Source organism: Pseudanabaena sp. FACHB-2040 (assembly GCF_014696715.1).
Lineage (GTDB): Bacteria > Cyanobacteriota > Cyanobacteriia > Phormidesmidales > Phormidesmidaceae > JACVSF01.
Genome location: NZ_JACJQO010000013.1, coordinates 124,393 through 139,462, shown reverse-complemented (window position 1 = coordinate 139,462; position 15,070 = coordinate 124,393). Strand labels below are relative to the sequence as shown.

The following is a 15,070-nucleotide window of genomic DNA, read 5'->3' as shown; positions in this document are numbered from 1 at the left end:
GACCGGATTATAACCGCTTCTGAATCAGACAAGCACCTGCTTGCTTATGGGAAACAATCTGGAGATCAGGGCTGCCGTGACGATAGCGCAAAATTGACCAAATCTTCTAATTTCCGCCTCTGATTCTGTGTGTCAATAAGATCATTCAGCGGTCGCTCTAGACTACCCTCCGTATCTCGCTGGTTTCTCGCCTCAGCCTTTGATGGCAACGATTAGGGAAATTATTGTTCTGCAAGCTTCAAGAAATTGAATCTAGCTCCCGGTTTCTTCCCTTTTTCTCCTCATATTGCTGGTGAAGAGAAGCCTGTTAGGGTATCTCCGGAATTTTCGTCCTGTTGCTGTATTTGATGGCAGCTGCCACGTGAGTCCCCCATGCTCAAGCTTCAAAATTTACAACTAGGGCAGAAGTTTACAGTTCTGCTCCTGCTCGTGTTTCTAGGCGGCATTTTGGCCAGCGGTCTCGCCCTGTCTTCGGTGCTCAATCGCAGTGCCCAAGCCCAGCTCACTACCAAAGCCCTAATGCTGATGGAAACGATGAACTCAGTGCGAGACTACACCAGCACTCACATTCAGCCCGAACTGGTGAGCCGCCTAGACGCTGAGTTTTTGCCGCAGACGGTACCTGCCTATGCGGCCCGAGAGGTATTTGAATCCTTTCGCGGCAACCCTATCTATGCCGACTTTTTCTATAAAGAAGCAACTTTAAATCCAACTAATCTACGAGACAAAGCTGACGATTTTGAAGCCAAATTGGTGCAGCAGTTTCAGCAGCAGGGTAAGGGCAAAGAAGTGAGTGGCTTTCGTAAAACGCCGGGGGGTGATCTGTTCTATATCGCCCGTCCGCTTCATGTCACTCAGCAGAGCTGTCTGGAATGCCATAGTACCCCCAACGTTGCCCCTGTCAGCATGATTGAACGCTATGGCCCTGATCATGGTTTTGGCTGGAAGCTGGATGAAATTATTGGGGCTCAGGTGATTTCGGTGCCTGCTGCTAAGGTGCTGACAAGTGCTCGGCAATCGCTATTTTTGATTTTGGGCATTTTTGTAGTGGTCTTTTCGCTGACAACGCTGCTAGTTAACCTGTGGCTGAAGCGATTTGTCGTGCGGCCTCTCAACCGCATGGCTAAGGTGGCTGAAGCCGTTAGCATGGGCGACACTAAGGCTGAATTTACGGTTAACTCGAAAGATGAGGTCGGGCAGTTGGCAGAAGCCTTTAACCGGATGCGGATGAGTTTGCAAATGGCAATGCAGCGGCTTGACCGCTACCGGGAAGGACGGCGCAACTCCGGCAATTTATTGCAGTAGAAGGCATTGCAGCCGTAGTAGAGGTGATGCGCTTCGGTTCTACCGATCGTTGCGAAGCAGCATAGCGCTCCATAATGGGAGAAATGTGTTCCTGCTGCCTCGCCCATTATGAATTCTGTTGATCTGGCCTTTACTCCAGCTCTGGAGCAAGCTCGGTTGATTCGCGAAAAGGTGATTTCGCCGCTGGATCTCACTGAGCTATATCTAGATCGTATTGAGCGGCTCAATCCTAAGCTGGGGGCCTATGTGACAGTGATGGTCGAGGAAGCTCTAGAGGAGGCTCAGCGGCAGACTGAGCAGCTCGGGCGAGAGGGATCGCTGCCCCCCTTTTTTGGCGTTCCTATTGCCGTCAAAGATTTGAACTCGGTGGCGGGCGTGCCCTGCGCCTATGGAATTAAGGCGGCTTGCGATCGCATTGCCGAACAAGACGACTACATCGTGACTAAGCTGCGGCAGGCTGGGTTTATCATTTTGGGCAAAACGGCCACCTCTCAGATGGGGTCATTGCCCTACACCGAACCCCCTGGCTTTCCCCCAGCCCGCAACCCGTGGAACCTCGACTACACCCCCGGCGGCTCTAGCGGCGGGTCGGCAGCGGCGCTGGCGGCAGGACTGTGTGCGATCGCTCAAGGATCAGACGGGGGTGGCTCCATTCGAGGGCCGGCCTTTTGTTGTGGCCTGGTGGGGATGAAGGCAGCTAGGGGTCGCATCAGCTTTAGCCCAGTGGGCGAACGGCTCAATGGGTTGGCGATCAATGGGCCTTTGGGTCGCACAGTAGCCGACACAGCAGCCCTGCTAGATGTGCTCAGCGGCTATGTGACGGGCGACCCTTACTGGCTACCCGACCCTGATCCTAGCTTCTTGTCGGCTGCCTACCCACCTACTAAACCGCTGCGGATTGGCTTTGCCACCAAGCTGCCGCCAATTGGTGAGGCCGATCCCATTTGCCGGCAGACGGTCTACGACACGGTGCAGCTTTTGGAAGATCTGGGCCACTACGCCGAAGAAATTGAAATGCCCGATCTGGCCGACCTAATTGAACCCTTTGTGGTGGTTTGGCAGTGTGTTTTGGCCGAGGTTGGTGTGCCCTGGATTGTCATGGAAAAGATGAACCGCTGGCTTTTCTGGCGCGCCTGCCGGGTTCGCAGCGGGCAGTACCTGCGGGCCGTTGCAAAACTACAGCAGGTGTCGCGTCGGATTGTGGCGACCTGTCAGCCCTACGATGCGGTGGTGCTGCCTGTCTACATGCATCCGACGATTCGAGTTGGAGAGTGGAGCAAACTGCGGCCCAACCAAATATTAGAGAAGGTGATTAACTGGATTGCTCCCTGCCCTCCCTTCAATGCCAGCGGTCAACCGGCGTTAGCAATACCCACCGGATTCGGCCCGAATGGCTTGCCGATTGGCGTGCAGCTAGTAGGTCGCCCAGCAGACGAAACTACTCTGTTTTCTCTAGCTGCTCAGATTGAACAAGCTAGGCCCTGGGTGCAGCATCGGCCGGCAGTTGCGATCGCACAAAATTAACCAGCAACGCTCTTTGCCCTTGGCAAACCTTTGGCAAATCAAGGTCTGTAGTGGGTAAACCTAGCCGCCGATTCATCCAGTTTTTCTGGGGCTGAGAAAGCAGTTAGAAAGTTTATGCAGTCTTGATAATCCCTACTTCAAGGTTTACGAGTATTTGCAGATCTGCAGGTTAAGCTGTTGAAGAGTCCGTCTGGTGAGGGGAGTAGTAGAGACTTGATTAAAAGTCTTTATTCGGCAGTCTAGCAAGTCTTTTTCCTTAAGGAGTAAGCGTGGAGATAGGAAAGAATGAAACTTCTTAATGAACTCTGTCTATGAGCTGCGAATATTTACAGAGTTCAGACTTAGGCCCGGTTTCTTAATATTGCAGCTAAGTAAGTAGCTCAGCTAAACAATCGCTGTCACTGTGTAGCTTGCTTCTCGGAGAGTGCAAAGCGCGGCAGTCTCCCTGTAGCAGGTACTTTGTATGGATTGCTTAGCCCTCCGGGCATGGCTTTGCTTTTCTTGAATGCTCTTGGGCGCTTTGCTCGCAATTACGATTCTGGGTCACCTAGGTGCAAACATTGCGCTTAGCAGAAACCCATAAGCTTTTGGTCCTTAAGACCAAAGGTGGAAGCCCTTTGGGCATGGCTTTACGAAAGAGGGTGCACTCTATTAGGCCATATCTGGATTAGGTACGGAGAATTAGCAACAACCGGGCAATAGTAACTGGATTGAAAGGGACGTTTCAGCCCCCTTTCATGTGGATGACAGTGAAATAAAACTGGGGGAATGGCTATGAGCTTCATTAACCCTCGGGTTTGCAGTGCCATTCCAACCTTAATTCAGTGCCATGCATCTTAGATGGTTTCTGTTTTTACGAAAAATCTCTTGGTGATATTGACATGATTTCTGTTCCTAACTCACGTACTCCAGCGGTTGTGAGGGTTCTGCAGAAAGCTTTAAGAGTGCCTCTTAAACTAATTGATTTAGTATCTCTTTTGCCAGCAGAAATTCGGTTTAAGATTAATCAGTTTAAGCATGCCAACGCTTTGCCTTCCGTCTCATCAATAGATGCAGAAATTGTCAAAAGCCTGAGACGGGAGGGCGTATTTATTACTTCTCTAGAGGCTTTAGGCATGCCTGATACAGCTGCAATGCTGCAAGCCGCAGAAAGTATTTTGCCCAAGATAGCAGATCAGCCCGGACAGACAGGATATGACATTCATGCCAGCCAAGACTTGGTGCTAGAGCGACCCGAATTGTTTGCTTGGGGACTTCACGATCGCATTTTGAATATTGCCGAGGCTGGTATGGGTGTTCCAGCAGCATTCAACGACATTCATATCCGCAGAGACTTTGCCAACGGCGTAAAATCAGGTTCTCGCCTATGGCATGTTGATTCCTACGACCACCGAATTCTTCGCATCATTATCTATTTGAGCGACGTGAGCAAAACTGGAGGAGCCCACGAGTATATTCCTCGGCAAAAGTCTAGGTTTTGGGTAACCGTGCTGGAGCACTTTGGCACAATTCCAGACAAAGTAATGGAAAAGCTAGGTTTGCAGAAACACGTTAGATCCTGCCCCGGCCCTAAAGGGACGGTGATATTTAGCATGACTAGCAGAGTGCTGCATCGCGGAACGGTTCCCCAAGACTCTGAGCGCTATACCCTGATCTATAACTACAATTCCCGCTCTCCCAAGCGACCTCAAGAAGCGAGCCCACGGGTGCCGCGAGACAGGTTAATGAACATCGTCCAGCAGTTTCCCAAACGGCAGCAAGACTGTATGTTGTGGAAATAGCTGCAATAGTTAGGCAGCCTTTGCTTAAGCAGGTTAGGGTGCTATGGGGGCTGCGTTGGCCCCAAAGGGCTAGTCTTTGACTATCGCAGCCAACCCTACATGCCCTCAGTCAAAAACACTATGAGTATCGAAACCCTCAGCCAGAATATGGCCCTTGCAGTCGTGGTCTTGAATGGCTTCTTGACCAGTACGTGTCAGCTGCTGGCCCTGGTTGTTATTTTGATTGGCGTGGTGCGGGCGATGGTGATCTATCTCAAAGAGGGAGTGATCCAGGGCAAGACCTCGGAGGCGTTTCAGCATAGCCGACTAACGATGGGCTATGCCTTTTCGCTGGGGTTGAGCTTTTTGGTGGGGGCTACCATCCTCAAGACCATGATTTCTAGCCAGTGGGACGATATCGCCCGCCTGTCGGTCATTATTGCCGTTCGCACGGTGCTCAACCTGCTGCTAGAGAGAGCTATCCGGCGTGGGTCGCCCACCCCAGAACTGAGTTCTGCTGCTGAACAACCCAGCACTTAAGCACCCATCGCGCGGGCTGCCCGCTCAAAGTCAGCTGCTGCTGCCTGGGTAGCCTCAACCTCAAAGAGTTGGGTTGCGATCGCAGCCGAAACCGTAAAAGTATTGAGCCCCTGCGCCGCTAAATAGGCCAGATCTTCAGGGCTGCGAATGCTGGCTGCCAAAATTCGTGTGGGACTTTGCACCCCGTCGAGTACTCGCTGCATTTGAGCCAAGTCTTCGCGGCCATTGCGGCCCAAGTCGTTAATTCGACCCAGGTAGGGCGCGGTGTATTCTGCGCCAAGGGCTGCCGCAATCAGCACTTGATGCACAGCGTACACGCCAGTTAAGGTCACACGAACCCCTGCAGCAATCAGGCGAGCGGCGGCGGCTGTGCCGGCAGCGGTAATGGGTACTTTGACGACGACCTCAGGTGCGATCGCAGCCAGCGCCAGCCCAGTGCTAACCATAGCTTCCCCGTCGCCCCAGGTTTGCAGCTGCACCTCCTGCATCCCCAGGTGCAGCGCTTTTTCGGCTAGGTGGGTTAGCGAGGGTAGAGTGCAGGGAACTTGCGATCGCTCCAGCAGCAGCGGATTGGTCGTCACCCCATAAAACAGCCCGCTGCTATGCCACAGCTCCCATTGAGCTACGTCAGCCGTATCGAGGCAGAGCCTGAGGTTAGACAGCATAAAAATTTCAGCCGTTAGAAATGCCTGCTATAGCCTATTGCAGATTGATTGACTGTGAGTGAATCAGGAACGCTCCTAATGGGATCGTTCTTTAGAAAGGTTTACAAAATATTAAGTGTCCTTAAGCTGGAAAGTACAGAGCATACCCACCCCAGTTCTAAGTGAGGTACTGACATTGCCGCCCCAGTTGACCAGCCATAGGGTTGATCTCACTCACTCCAGCATTTTCTACCAGCAGGGGGGAGTTCAGTTTGACCAAACCCCCATTCTGTTTCTGCATGGGTGGGGTATTTCCACCGACCCCTATCAGGAAATCCTTGAACTGCTGGCTCAGAAGCACCCTGTTCTGGCCCCAGACCTGCCCAGCTTCGCCCGCTCGTCTTACTCTCAACTGATTCCAGATTATGAGAGCTACGCGCAGCTGCTGATTCAGTTTCTAGATGTGCTGGGACTAAAGCAGGTGCATCTGGCGGGGCACTCGCTGGGGGGAGGGCTAGCAATTGCGATCGCAGCCCTTGCGCCAGAGCGTGTCAAAAGCGCAGTTCTCATCGGCAGCACAGGCATTCCGGTAGAATCCATCCTGCAAATTGTGCCCCGTCGAGCAATTGAGATGACGGTTCAGACCTTTCTCCCCAGGTTAAAGCTCAAATTTTGGGATATTCCTCAGGCGTTTACTTACAACCTGCTGTTTAACACGGGAAACGTTGTTTGGGCACTGCTGCTTTCGCTCCAGGCTGACCTCAGACCCCTCATGCCCAAAGTCCAAGCGCGCTGCCTGCTGGTTTGGTCAGACAAAGACACTACAATTCCTATGGAAATTGCTCAGGAAATGGCTAACACGATTCCGAATGCCGAACTGACGACGGTAGAGGAAGGGTGTCATGAATGGGGGCTTTGGTATCCAGAAAAGCTGACATCAATCATGCTGGAATTTGTGACTGTAGTTGAGCGAGCTAACAGTCAGGTAGCTGTGGCGCTTTAACACTATCTTTCCAGCAGAATGCAAATGTGCAAATGTCCTCTTCAGCCCGCTCAGTCAACGTCTCCTAGGCGGAATCGAAGCCAGCTACAGCAGCACAGCTGAAGAAGCAGCATGAGTAGTTCTCTAGAACAAACTGGTTCCTAGGATACAGTTTGGCAAGACGCAATCATGCTGTTGGCCTTAGCGAATTCAGCAGTAGGCACCGCTGTCTTTAAGACTTCTTCACCCATAATTGGTTTTCCAACCAACTCTCCCGCAGAAGCTGATATAGATCCTACAATTGGGGGCATCCTGCCTATACCGTAGGGAATATTTCTTGCGGAATAGTGGCTGGAGTCGCTGAATCCTAAATAGGCAGCTATTTTGGCCGGCCTATCAGCGAAAGGGTAGTTTATGAAGTCAAACAATATGATTGCAAACAACGGGCGCAACGGTAAGAGAAGCAATAAGCCAGCTGCAAAGCTGTCGAACTTACCTGTCGAACAGAAAGCTTGCCTGTTTATTCTCTTAATGGGAATTTTGGGAGTCGTAGTGGGTGGAACTGGCGCTGAATTTGAGATGAGAGCCGAGGCGGGAGATCAGCAGTTTCACTTTGATGCCGCCCAGCAAAGACTTGATGGCGCAGCAACGGGAGCCTACGCAGGCATGGGAGCAGCAGTAGCAATGAGTTTACCGGCAATTGCCAAACGTCTTCGGGGGTAATACAAACGAGAATTTTGGGGAATTTAAAGCATTTCAGCGATTAAAAAGCGTTCCTGGATAAGTTCCTAGGAACGCTTCTTGTATTTTGGGAGGTTCAGCTCGTAGCGATGTCCTCACACGTGCTGTGGGGCTGACTAGACCTTCTTCAGCCAGCTAAACATGGCCCGCAGGTCTTTGCCGACTTCCTCGATGGGGTGCTCAGCTTCGCGGCGGCGCATGGCGGTAAAGCCGGCATTACCAGACTGGCTTTCGAGCACAAAATCCCGAGCAAACTGGCCCGTTTGGATCTCTTTGAGAATCTTGCGCATCTCTTTGCGAGTCTCGTCAGTGATGATGCGGGGACCACGGGTGTAGTCGCCGTATTCAGCGGTGTTGGAGATGCTGTCGCGCATTTTGGACAGGCCGCCCTCGACCACTAGATCCACAATCAGCTTTACTTCGTGCAGGCACTCGAAGTAGGCCAGTTCGGGCTGGTAGCCTGCCTCGACCAGGGTTTCAAAGCCGGACTTGATCAGTTCGCTGAGGCCGCCGCAGAGCACAACCTGCTCACCAAACAGATCGGTTTCGGTCTCTTCGCGGAAGGTGGTTTCGAGAATGCCAGCGCGGGTACCGCCAATGCCTTTAGCGTAGGCCATTGCCCGATCGCGAGCCTGACCAGTGGCATCTTGATACACGGCGAACAAACAGGGTACGCCTTGGCCTTCGGTGTAGGCGCGGCGAACCATGTGGCCGGGGCCTTTGGGCGCAACCATGACCACGTCTACATCAGCAGGCGGCACGACCTGACCAAAGTTGATATTGAAGCCGTGGGCGAAGAAAAGCACGTTGCCTGCTTCTAGGTTGGGTGCGATCTCCTGCTTGTAGATGGTTCTCTGCACTTCGTCGGGCAGCAGGATCATGATCCAGTCGGCTAGCTTGGCGGCATCGGCAACGGGTTTGACGGTCAGCCCTTCTGCTTCGGCTTTGGCGGCCGATTTGCTGCCTTCGTATAGGCCCACAATGACGTTTACGCCGCTATCTTTTAGGTTTAGGGCGTGGGCATGTCCTTGGGAGCCATACCCAATAATGGCAACGGTTTTGCCATTGGCTAAGTCTAGATTGGCGTCACTGTCATAGTACATGCGGGCCATGGGCGTTCTCCTAATCAATTCCTGGGGTGATCAATCAACTGCAAGCCCTTGATCTTACCAAATAAGGAAACCTGCCTCTTCTAGGAACTGAGTTTCTTTCAGCCCTACCCCTCTTCCCTTACCCCTGAGCCTTTCTCGCCGCCCTCCTGATACCCCCAATAGAGCGCTTCTAAAAACGTATCGGCAGTCATGTCGGTGGGGAGGGAGGCTAGGTCTAACTGGTCTCTTAAACGACGGGCCAAATACAGACTGACCTCACCTTGAGCCTTTTCGGTCATGCTGGAGCGGCGCTGTAGGTACTCTCGCACAGTAGCAAAGTCGTCGGGCAGAACTTTGGTAAAGTCGGCTAGGTTGAGCAGATCGGCTGCGATCGCACGCGATCTCTCCCCCACTGCGATCGCACCCCCCGCTGTACTCGGATCAGTCTGCACCACCAGCGTGCCCGCTAGCCAGTCACCAAGGCGTTTCTCGCGGGGGCTGAGCAAGATGCAGAAGAAGCCGATAAACAAAATATCGTCGATGGGGCGCAAGAGCGATCTCAACGTCGCCTGAAATAACCTTTCCGGCTGAGCATCATCGCGGATAACGCGGATTTTGGCGAAGCGTTTGCCGGGAGTTTGCCCGTACCAGCCAGTTTCAAAGCCGACGAAATAGCCAATATAAAGCGCAAAGAGGCTAACGCTAAAAATGGCTGTCAGCCAGAGCTGCAGAGTTTCTGTCTGCAGATTGAACAACACCTCAACATCAGCTAGCTGAAATAACAAAAACAGCCACAGCAGCAGCAGCGCCACCAGCGTCAGGGTAAGAATCGTGTAGTCAATCAGCAGGGCAACGGCGCGGCTGCCGATGCCTGCTAGCGTAAACTCCAGTTCAACGCTTTCAGGGGTACGAATTGTGATGGTGTTGAATAGACCCATAGCTCCGGATGCCGTGACTCGCTGCAATGAAGGCTCAATAGTCGCTTGAGGGTCGAAGCTGCAGATCCAGTCCTTCGCGGCGGCTGCGCAGATCGTAGTAAAGCACCCCTTTGATGGTTTGCCAAAGGGGCATGACCACCATGTTGCCCAAAAAACTGACCACCAGGTTAATGCCGTAGAGTACCCAGTAGGCAGTAGAACCTGCCTCCAAGCGAAGCATGAAGAGCTGGGGGATGTAGCTACTAAACAAAATCAAAGGCAGCGTAATCAGAAAGGCCGCTGTGACGACAAACTGAATTCGCAGCACTGAGGTTTTTGTCAGACTCCAGCTCCGCGAAATACCGTCACTAGCTCTTGTTTCAGTCTCAACTGCTAACGGTACCTCGGCGATTAAAAGACGGGAAACCAGCCAGATCAAACCGATCACCACAACGGCCAAGCCCACCAAACCCCCCAACACGATGCCAATGACAGCGCCAATATCAGAGCCAAAGACTGCTGAGAGAATCCCACCAGTCAAGAAACCGACCAGCAGCCCCAAAATTGTTGCCACAATTCCTAAGGCAAAATAGCCAACCACTAACAGCAGCAGAATCAGCAGGCCCAGCTTCAGGAAATCCCATAGCTTAGGCTTGGTACCGGCTTGTGCTGCCGTAGCTGTTTCTGGCTGATCGATGAGCTGCTGAAAAGCCAGCCGAGACATCACCGCAGACAACATAAAAAACTGGGCAAGGCCATAGAAAAAGGGCACCAGCCCAATCAAAAAACCGATGCCGCCTCCTAGAAATCCCCACACCTCATTACCCGCTAAGGAAAGCACCCCTCCCAGGATGACCGTTACTAAAACCCAAGCTAGCAGCCCCCCCAGCAGCCAAAGATTGGCAATCACAGAAAGCCTGAGGTACATCTTGAGGCGATCGCGGTACAGCCGTAGACCCGCACTGACAACATTGCCGGGATTTAAAGGGCCTAACTGATCTGGGCGACTGTCTGAAGGAGCCATAGCCCTCTCTCCCAAACGGATTGCAGGTATCTTGAGGGTATCTTAGAGACAGTCTCAAGCACCCGGATTTTTCGGCAAACTTTATGAATATTCAGCGGTGGATGGCCCGGCGGGAAAAGAGCTGGCGGCAGCTAGAGCAGCTCTTAAACCAGGCAGAGAAAAAAGGAATTCAATCTCTGACTAGTGAGCAGATTCGCCATCTGGCCAGCCTCTACCGTTCGGTATCAGCTGACTTAGCCCGCGCTAAGAGCCACAGCGTCGGGCAGAGCGTGCTTCAGGATTTGCAGCGCTTGACCAGCCGCAGCTACAGCCAGATCTATCAGGGGTCGCGGCGGCAGGAATGGCAAGCCTTATCAGACTTTTGCCGCTACGGCTTTCCGGAGGTGGTGCGGCAGAGCTGGGTCTACATTGCACTGGCAACGCTGCTGTTTGGGCTGGGGGGACTGTTGGGCTGGTGGTACTCCTGGCAAGACCCGGCCTTTATGACGCTGATGTTGGGTGCCAGTTTTGTCGAAACGGTGAGAGAAACTCAAGAACTCTGGACTGTTTCTATCTTGGGCGTTGAGCCGGTGGCCTCTAGCGCCATCATGATCAACAACATTGTGGTTTCGCTGCAGGCCATCATTGGCGGCATCACAATGTTTATGCCGGAGATTCCGCTACTGACTCCTCCGGGTGGCTTTACGGTGTATCTGCTGGTCGTGAATGGTCTGATGATTGGCTCGGTCGGGGCTCTGGTGGCGCAGACAAACCTGGCCTATGACCTGTGGGCCTTTGTGTTTCCCCACGGGGCGCTAGAGCTGCCCGCTATTTTCTTTGCTGGGGGCGCGGGCCTGCTGCTAGGTCGAGCGATTTTGCTGCCGGGCCAGTATCGCCGCCGCGATGCGCTCAAGGTCTACGGACTGCAGGCCGCCAAGCTGGTGTACGGCATCATTCCTATGCTGGTGATTGCCGGTATGATTGAGGGCTTTTTCTCGCCTCAGCTCTGGATTCCTAACGGGGTGAAGTATATTGTGGGCACCGTCATCTTTGTGCTGCTGGTGCAGTACTGCCGCCGTCAGAGACCGCTCAATTCCTCAGTGCAAGGTTTGTCTTAGCCTGGCTCAAGCCGTCGGTAGCAGCCCCGCAGATCTTCGATGATGCCTAGGTTTCTTAGGGGGCGTAAGCCTTGAGCTGAGGAGGGTTATATCAGATTTTGCGATCGCAGAAACAATACCGTCAGCCGAAACAGGCTGAGGCCAATAAACGACAGCAGGACGACGGTGATCGCCACATTCACAACATCCCAAAATGATTTCATAGTGTTTAAGCCGGTAGAACTAACTGGGACTGCCCAGCCATTATCCTGCACAGCTATGCGCTATGACTCAACGTTCCTTGCTTTGAGTAGAGGGGTTGAGAAGGTTTTGGCTGCAAGGTATACGGTGAGAACACGATTCTTTACGCCAAAGTTACCGCCTTTGGCGTGGAGGGCTAAGATCTTCAAGCCCGGCCCATTGAGTTGATTGCCTGAACGATGACTTCCCAACTGCCAAACCCCACCTTAGAGAGCCTTGAAGCTGTTCCCTACCTCACGCAGGAGGGCCTGATTTCTGAACAGTGGCAGGGCAAGGTGGGCATCTACGCAATTTATGATGCGGCTCAAAGTCTGCAGTATGTTGGCTATTCTCGCGATGTCTACTTGAGCTTAAAGCAGCATTTGGTACGTCAGCCGGATAGCTGCCACTGGATTAAGGTGCAGCTAGTGGAGCGACCCAGCCGGACTCTTTTGGAAGAGATTCGCAACGGGTGGATTGAACAAAACGGCTCGGTGCCGCCCGGTAATGGAGCAGCGGCTGCAGCCTGGAACCAGCCAATTGATGCCAAGCTGACTCTGACGGAGCAGGACAAGGCAGACTATGCGGCCCTGGAAGAAATTGCTCAGATCAAATACTTAAAGCAGTTGGCCCGTCGGGTAGAGGCGGAACTGCTGGAAAAGCTTAAGGCTCGCGGCGTGCAGATGGATCTGCGGTTTAACCCCAAGCTCAAGGAAGAGGGCCTACTGGATTTGAAATGATCTCAGCCGAGGCAGATCGCTGTCCCGGCTGAAATGGAAGCCTAAAGTTAGCTGGCGGGGCGATGGGCAGTGCCCGCCCTACAGGTGCAGGCGAGAATTAGCCGCCAGGGAATTCGGTGACGCGGGCATCGGCTTTGAGCTCCATTTCGCCCTGCCGGATATCTACTCGGTTGAGGCACAGCTCCATACCAGGCACCTCAAAGTTCCGCAGGTCTAGCAGTTCCTGAGCGCTCTGTACCAGGCAATTTGTCAGCGCAGAGACGTCTCCCCCTGTGGTGGGCTGAACTTCTTGCAGCTCAACTTGCTGGCCGCTAAGCGCCATTTTGGGGACAGCGGTGAAGGCTAAATGCTTGCTTTCTCCAGTCTCGGCCAGGGTAACATCGGCTGCGATCGCAACCTTGCCCTCACCCGGCAGCTTAAACTCAACGCGCTGAGTGTTGACCCTCACAGGCTGCCCGTCCACATTAATTTCCAAGTTTTGCAGCTTGTTCTTGATGTACTCAGAGTTAAATGCCCGCTCGATGTCGTCTTCCTTAAGGAGCATGACCGTGCTGGCATCGGTCGGTCGGGTCAACTCAATTTGGCCAAAGGCGGCCTTGAGCGGATTGACTGCAATGTTGCCGGTCTGAACCGTCAGCTTCTCAGTGCGCAACTCCCCCTTCATAACCATGCCTTTGCCTTCAATCTCGACCGAATCAACCTCGCCCTTCATTAGCGAACCAGGATTTGTTCGGACATCAACGTCTAGCTTTTCGGCGTCATCAAGTTGGGTGCTCAGACCCATCTCTACAGCTTTGCTAATTGCCTGGTCGCCCAGACTGGAATCGCCTGCAGTCATGCCTTTCGTCCTTTGTGGGGTGTTGGCTCTCCAGTCTAGGCAAACTCCTAAAGGGCCATGCTCTATCTCGCTAGGGTTTTTCGCTGAGGGCAGGATACCGCCTGCGATAGAAATCTTTACGTTAGCAGTCCGTCTAGAGAAACCGAGATATTTGGAAAGGCCAGTGGGGTAATGCTTCCTGTTGTGAGAACCGTTTCATTTCGGTACTGGCCCTGCTGAGGCTCCTGAAACCGAGTCAGGCGCTAGAGAGACAGATCCGCAGATTCTATTGGGTGATTCTAGGTGCAGAGAAATGTGGTTAACAACGCAAGCTAGGCCGAAATACAGGCATAATCAGCTCTAACGGCAGTATCGGGATTTCTGTATGGCTCAAAAGCCTGAGGTTGCGATCGCAATCCTCTACCAAGACGACCAGTTTTTGCTGCAGCTGCGCGACAACATTCCCGGCATTTTCTTCCCTGGTTACTGGGCTTTTTTTGGCGGCCATTTAGAGCCGGGAGAAGACCCCCTGACCGCTGCCTATCGAGAGCTACAGGAAGAGATCGGCTACCAGGCCCCCCATCTAGAGCTGTTTGAACGCCTTGAGACAGAGCAAGTGATCCGCAATGTCTTTCATGGGCCGCTGCTAGTTCCCGTTGCCAACCTGGAGCTAAACGAGGGCTGGGACTTGGGCCTATGGAGCATCGAGGACATTCAGCGGGGTCAGCGTTATTCCGAACGGGCCGGGGAAGAGCGGCCCCTTGGCCCGCCTCACCAAAAGATTTTGCTCTCCTTTCTGGAGCAGCGTAGGATAGAACAGGCGTCCTAACGTGCTGCCTATGGCTGACTCTACAGAGCAGCTAAACCTATTTTCTGCCCGCCCCCAGGCGCTGCCTGATTATCAAATTCGCGAGAGCGCCCGCGCCCGCCATGTCTCGATTAAAATTTCGCTGCAGGGCGCGGTCGAAGTTGTCGTGCCCCAAGGCTTCGACCCCAAGCGGGTGCCCGACATTATCCAGCGACGGCGCGAGTGGATTCTCAAAACGGTGCAGCGTGTACAGGGCCAGCAAATTGCCCTAGAGCCCGACCATTTTGACGAAAAGCCCAGCACGATTGAGTTGCGATCGCGCCACGAAACCTGGCATATCCTCTATCAATCGACCCTTCGCAACCAGCTCACGCTGACCCAAACCGCCCCCCTCACCCTCACCCTCAAAGGCCCCGTAGACGACCCCGCACTTTGTAGTGACCTACTGCGCCAGTGGCTCACCCGCAAAGCCCGCGCCGAGTTCGCCCCCTGGCTGCGAGAGCTGAGCTTTGTCATTAACCTGCCCTTTAGCCGCATCTCAGTGCGGGGCCAAAAAACCCGCTGGGCCAGCTGCTCTACCGATAAAAACATCAGCCTCAACTACAAGCTGCTGTTTCTGCCGCCGCCGCTGGTGCACTACGTCTTTGTCCACGAACTCTGCCACACCATTCACATGGACCACTCCCGCAACTTCTGGCGGCTGGTGGGCGAAAAGCTGCCGGAGTACCGCCACAGCCGCGACGAGCTGCGCGAAGCCTGGCGCTACGTGCCTCGCTGGGTCGAACAAGATTAGTAGCCGCTCTCTCTACTAGGGAGGATATACCTGCAAAATCAGGCATGAGACCCTAGAAAAGGTGCAAT

General features: G+C 53.4%; 15 protein-coding genes. 10 read left to right on the top strand and 5 right to left on the bottom strand.

The genetic code is table 11. The annotated features are described in order from the left end of the window. The first annotated feature begins 372 nt into the window (after positions 1–372). The 4 genes from H6G13_RS16385 to H6G13_RS16370 all read left to right on the top strand — a co-directional run bounded on the left by H6G13_RS16385 (position 373) and on the right by H6G13_RS16370 (position 5,129). A complete protein-coding gene (locus H6G13_RS16385; RefSeq protein ID WP_190484638.1) occupies positions 373–1,305 on the top strand; it encodes a DUF3365 domain-containing protein in 933 nt (310 codons plus the stop codon). 108 nt (positions 1,306–1,413) lie between these two features. Then, complete coding sequence (locus tag H6G13_RS16380) at positions 1,414–2,829, top strand: amidase (protein WP_190484637.1); 1,416 nt, start codon at positions 1,414–1,416, stop codon at positions 2,827–2,829. A gap of 1,115 nt (positions 2,830–3,944) precedes the next feature. Next, positions 3,945–4,610 carry a 2OG-Fe(II) oxygenase gene (locus H6G13_RS16375; RefSeq protein WP_190484635.1) on the top strand — a complete coding sequence of 222 codons (666 nt, stop codon included), beginning with the start codon at positions 3,945–3,947 and terminating at the stop codon, positions 4,608–4,610. A 120-nt stretch (positions 4,611–4,730) separates the two neighbouring features. After that, positions 4,731–5,129 (top strand): DUF1622 domain-containing protein, encoded by a 399-nt coding sequence (locus H6G13_RS16370; RefSeq protein WP_190484633.1) that lies wholly within the window; start codon positions 4,731–4,733, stop codon positions 5,127–5,129. On the opposite strand, the gene H6G13_RS16365 is transcribed toward H6G13_RS16370, so the two are convergent. Further along, a complete protein-coding gene (locus H6G13_RS16365; RefSeq protein ID WP_190484631.1) occupies positions 5,126–5,794 on the bottom strand; it encodes a transaldolase family protein in 669 nt (222 codons plus the stop codon). The two genes, H6G13_RS16370 and H6G13_RS16365, sit on opposite strands and share 4 nt — an antisense overlap. A 175-nt stretch (positions 5,795–5,969) precedes the next feature. On the opposite strand from H6G13_RS16365, the gene H6G13_RS16360 reads away from it, so the two are divergent. Further along, positions 5,970–6,776 (top strand): alpha/beta hydrolase, encoded by an 807-nt coding sequence (locus tag H6G13_RS16360; RefSeq protein ID WP_199305949.1) that lies wholly within the window; start codon positions 5,970–5,972, stop codon positions 6,774–6,776. A 393-nt stretch (positions 6,777–7,169) separates the two neighbouring features. Beyond that, positions 7,170–7,478 carry a hypothetical protein gene (locus H6G13_RS16355; protein WP_190484629.1) on the top strand — a complete coding sequence of 103 codons (309 nt, stop codon included), beginning with the start codon at positions 7,170–7,172 and terminating at the stop codon, positions 7,476–7,478. 134 nt (positions 7,479–7,612) lie between these two features. Here the strand turns inward: H6G13_RS16355 and ilvC are convergent, their stop codons facing one another. The 3 genes from ilvC to H6G13_RS16340 all read right to left on the bottom strand — a co-directional run bounded on the left by ilvC (position 7,613) and on the right by H6G13_RS16340 (position 10,528). After that, positions 7,613–8,608: a ketol-acid reductoisomerase gene (ilvC, locus tag H6G13_RS16350; RefSeq protein ID WP_190484627.1), complete on the bottom strand. Its 996-nt coding sequence runs from the start codon at positions 8,606–8,608 to the stop codon at positions 7,613–7,615. A 104-nt stretch (positions 8,609–8,712) separates the two neighbouring features. Then, positions 8,713–9,525 (bottom strand): RDD family protein, encoded by an 813-nt coding sequence (locus tag H6G13_RS16345; protein WP_190484625.1) that lies wholly within the window; start codon positions 9,523–9,525, stop codon positions 8,713–8,715. 34 nt (positions 9,526–9,559) lie between these two features. Continuing rightward, on the bottom strand, positions 9,560–10,528 hold the full coding sequence (locus H6G13_RS16340; RefSeq protein ID WP_190484622.1) for a hypothetical protein: 969 nt from the start codon (positions 10,526–10,528) through the stop codon (positions 9,560–9,562). An 83-nt stretch (positions 10,529–10,611) separates the two neighbouring features. Between H6G13_RS16340 and H6G13_RS16335 the strand changes: the two genes are divergently transcribed. Together H6G13_RS16335 and H6G13_RS16330 are read left to right on the top strand one after the other, a co-directional pair. Continuing rightward, positions 10,612–11,625, top strand: a complete 1,014-nt coding sequence (locus H6G13_RS16335) for a stage II sporulation protein M (protein WP_190484620.1) — start codon at positions 10,612–10,614, stop codon at positions 11,623–11,625. 419 nt (positions 11,626–12,044) lie between these two features. Then, positions 12,045–12,584 (top strand): GIY-YIG nuclease family protein, encoded by a 540-nt coding sequence (locus tag H6G13_RS16330; protein ID WP_190484618.1) that lies wholly within the window; start codon positions 12,045–12,047, stop codon positions 12,582–12,584. 97 nt (positions 12,585–12,681) lie between these two features. Here H6G13_RS16330 and H6G13_RS16325 read toward each other — a convergent pair whose 3' ends face one another. Beyond that, entirely contained in the window at positions 12,682–13,422 is a 741-nt protein-coding gene (locus tag H6G13_RS16325) for a DUF2993 domain-containing protein (RefSeq protein WP_190484617.1), read from the bottom strand. A gap of 364 nt (positions 13,423–13,786) precedes the next feature. Here H6G13_RS16325 and H6G13_RS16320 point away from each other — a divergent pair, with 364 nt between their 5' ends. Next, a complete protein-coding gene (locus H6G13_RS16320; RefSeq protein WP_190484614.1) occupies positions 13,787–14,230 on the top strand; it encodes an NUDIX domain-containing protein in 444 nt (147 codons plus the stop codon). A gap of 10 nt (positions 14,231–14,240) precedes the next feature. Continuing rightward, positions 14,241–15,002 carry a SprT family zinc-dependent metalloprotease gene (locus H6G13_RS16315; RefSeq protein WP_190484612.1) on the top strand — a complete coding sequence of 254 codons (762 nt, stop codon included), beginning with the start codon at positions 14,241–14,243 and terminating at the stop codon, positions 15,000–15,002. The last annotated feature ends 68 nt before the right edge of the window (positions 15,003–15,070 follow it).

Excerpts from the sequence above, each read along its gene's own strand:
- H6G13_RS16385 (WP_190484638.1), top strand. The coding sequence starts at position 373 with ATGCTCAAGCTTCAAAATTTACAACTAGGGCAGAAGTTTACAGTTCTG.
- H6G13_RS16380 (WP_190484637.1), top strand. The coding sequence starts at position 1,414 with ATGAATTCTGTTGATCTGGCCTTTACTCCAGCTCTGGAGCAAGCTCGG.
- H6G13_RS16375 (WP_190484635.1), top strand. The coding sequence starts at position 3,945 with ATGCCTGATACAGCTGCAATGCTGCAAGCCGCAGAAAGTATTTTGCCC.
- H6G13_RS16370 (WP_190484633.1), top strand. The coding sequence starts at position 4,731 with ATGAGTATCGAAACCCTCAGCCAGAATATGGCCCTTGCAGTCGTGGTC.
- H6G13_RS16365 (WP_190484631.1), bottom strand. The coding sequence starts at position 5,794 with ATGCTGTCTAACCTCAGGCTCTGCCTCGATACGGCTGACGTAGCTCAA.
- H6G13_RS16355 (WP_190484629.1), top strand. The coding sequence starts at position 7,170 with ATGAAGTCAAACAATATGATTGCAAACAACGGGCGCAACGGTAAGAGA.
- ilvC (WP_190484627.1), bottom strand. The coding sequence starts at position 8,608 with ATGGCCCGCATGTACTATGACAGTGACGCCAATCTAGACTTAGCCAAT.
- H6G13_RS16345 (WP_190484625.1), bottom strand. The coding sequence starts at position 9,525 with ATGGGTCTATTCAACACCATCACAATTCGTACCCCTGAAAGCGTTGAA.
- H6G13_RS16340 (WP_190484622.1), bottom strand. The coding sequence starts at position 10,528 with ATGGCTCCTTCAGACAGTCGCCCAGATCAGTTAGGCCCTTTAAATCCC.
- H6G13_RS16335 (WP_190484620.1), top strand. The coding sequence starts at position 10,612 with ATGAATATTCAGCGGTGGATGGCCCGGCGGGAAAAGAGCTGGCGGCAG.
- H6G13_RS16330 (WP_190484618.1), top strand. The coding sequence starts at position 12,045 with ATGACTTCCCAACTGCCAAACCCCACCTTAGAGAGCCTTGAAGCTGTT.
- H6G13_RS16325 (WP_190484617.1), bottom strand. The coding sequence starts at position 13,422 with ATGACTGCAGGCGATTCCAGTCTGGGCGACCAGGCAATTAGCAAAGCT.
- H6G13_RS16320 (WP_190484614.1), top strand. The coding sequence starts at position 13,787 with ATGGCTCAAAAGCCTGAGGTTGCGATCGCAATCCTCTACCAAGACGAC.
- H6G13_RS16315 (WP_190484612.1), top strand. The coding sequence starts at position 14,241 with ATGGCTGACTCTACAGAGCAGCTAAACCTATTTTCTGCCCGCCCCCAG.